Raw genomic sequence first — 1,377 nt, 5'->3', positions numbered from 1 at the left:
AACAAATTTGATTAAAGACAGTATTCTGACTATTCAAGGAGCTGATAAACGAATGAATATGACAGAAGAAGTGTTTAGGAGAAAAATGAGATGAGTGCAATGAATACTTTTACCGGGCGGATTTTTGATCCGCTGAAGATGATGAAACAGGATGTTTGTGTGGAGGATATTGCCCATGCACTAAGCCTGGTTTGCAGGGGCGGTGGGCATATCCGCTATTTTTTTTCGGTGGCGCAGCATTCGATGAATTGTGCCAGTGAAGCAGCTGCCAGAGGATGGTCGGGGCGAATTGTTCTGGCATGTTTGCTGCATGACGCCAGTGAGGCTTATATTGCGGATATTATCCGGCCGGTGAAACCTTATCTGACGAATTATCTGGACATCGAGGCACAGATCATGGATGTCATTTATGATTATTTTGAATTGGCGGATCTGACACCCGAAGAGAAAAAGTTCTGCAAGCAGATTGATGATGAGATGATGGAGCATGAACTTAGAATAATGATGCCGGGAGAAGAACGCAGACAGACGCCTATATTGATGTCGGAACCGGATTTCAGAGAAAGGCCTTACAGGGATGTTGAAGAAGAATTTAAAGGTATGGTTGAAAAATATACAGAGAATTTGAAGAAGCCGGACATGGGTGATAAATGCGGCGGTTTGGTGATTGCAAAGGCAATCTCCGAGAATAATAGAGCAAAATACGAGGAGGCAGCGGTCAGGAAAGGATACAGGCAATTGACGAAACTTCTGATAGAGAAGAAAATGACGATCACGACCATGGAGAGTGCGACTTCCGGTCAGATTGCTTCGTTGATCACTGATACAGAGGGTTCTTCGGCGGTATTCAAGGGGGCTTTTGTGACTTATTGCAATGAGGCAAAAGTTATGCAGGGGGTGCCGGCCGACATACTTGACAGGTATACGGTCTATTCCAAGGAAACAGCAGAGGCAATGGCAGCAGCCTGTGCGAAAACTTATCAAGCGGATATCGGTATCGGTGTGACAGGGACCATGGGAAATATAGATCCGGCTAATCCGGATGCATCCGGTCCTGGGCAGGTGTATTTTGCAATTGTGATTAACGGAGACATGAAGTCCTATTATATTGAACTGGCAGTGCAGCCTACAAGACTGACTTACAAACTGGCAGTTGCAAAGGAGATTCTGGATGTATTGGTGTCGAGGGTGAATCAGGTGTCCGGATGAATCCGGTGAAACGGAAAGCGAATGAAGCGGTGCGGAAAAAGCGGGAATTGTAATGAATCAGAAGAAGTGGAGAAGAACATGAAACAAGTAAAGATCATAAAGAAAAAAGATGATTATACAATGGAATACGAAGTAGGAGATATCTGTAAAGTAACAGGTACCTGGTAT

General features: G+C 44.5%; 1 protein-coding gene. It reads left to right on the top strand.

The genetic code is table 11. From position 1 onward, the window contains the following. Positions 1-90: 90 nt before the first annotated feature. Positions 91-1,209 carry a nicotinamide-nucleotide amidohydrolase family protein gene (locus tag WMO25_RS18030; protein ID WP_349086602.1) on the top strand — a complete coding sequence of 373 codons (1,119 nt, stop codon included), beginning with the start codon at positions 91-93 and terminating at the stop codon, positions 1,207-1,209. The last annotated feature ends 168 nt before the right edge of the window (positions 1,210-1,377 follow it).

Origin of the sequence: Coprococcus intestinihominis, assembly GCF_040096555.1 — a bacterium.
Taxonomy (GTDB): Bacteria; Bacillota; Clostridia; order Lachnospirales; family Lachnospiraceae; genus Coprococcus_A; species Coprococcus_A intestinihominis.
The sequence above is the reverse complement of the archived record's forward strand: the minus strand, read 5'-3'. Positions and strand labels throughout refer to the sequence as shown.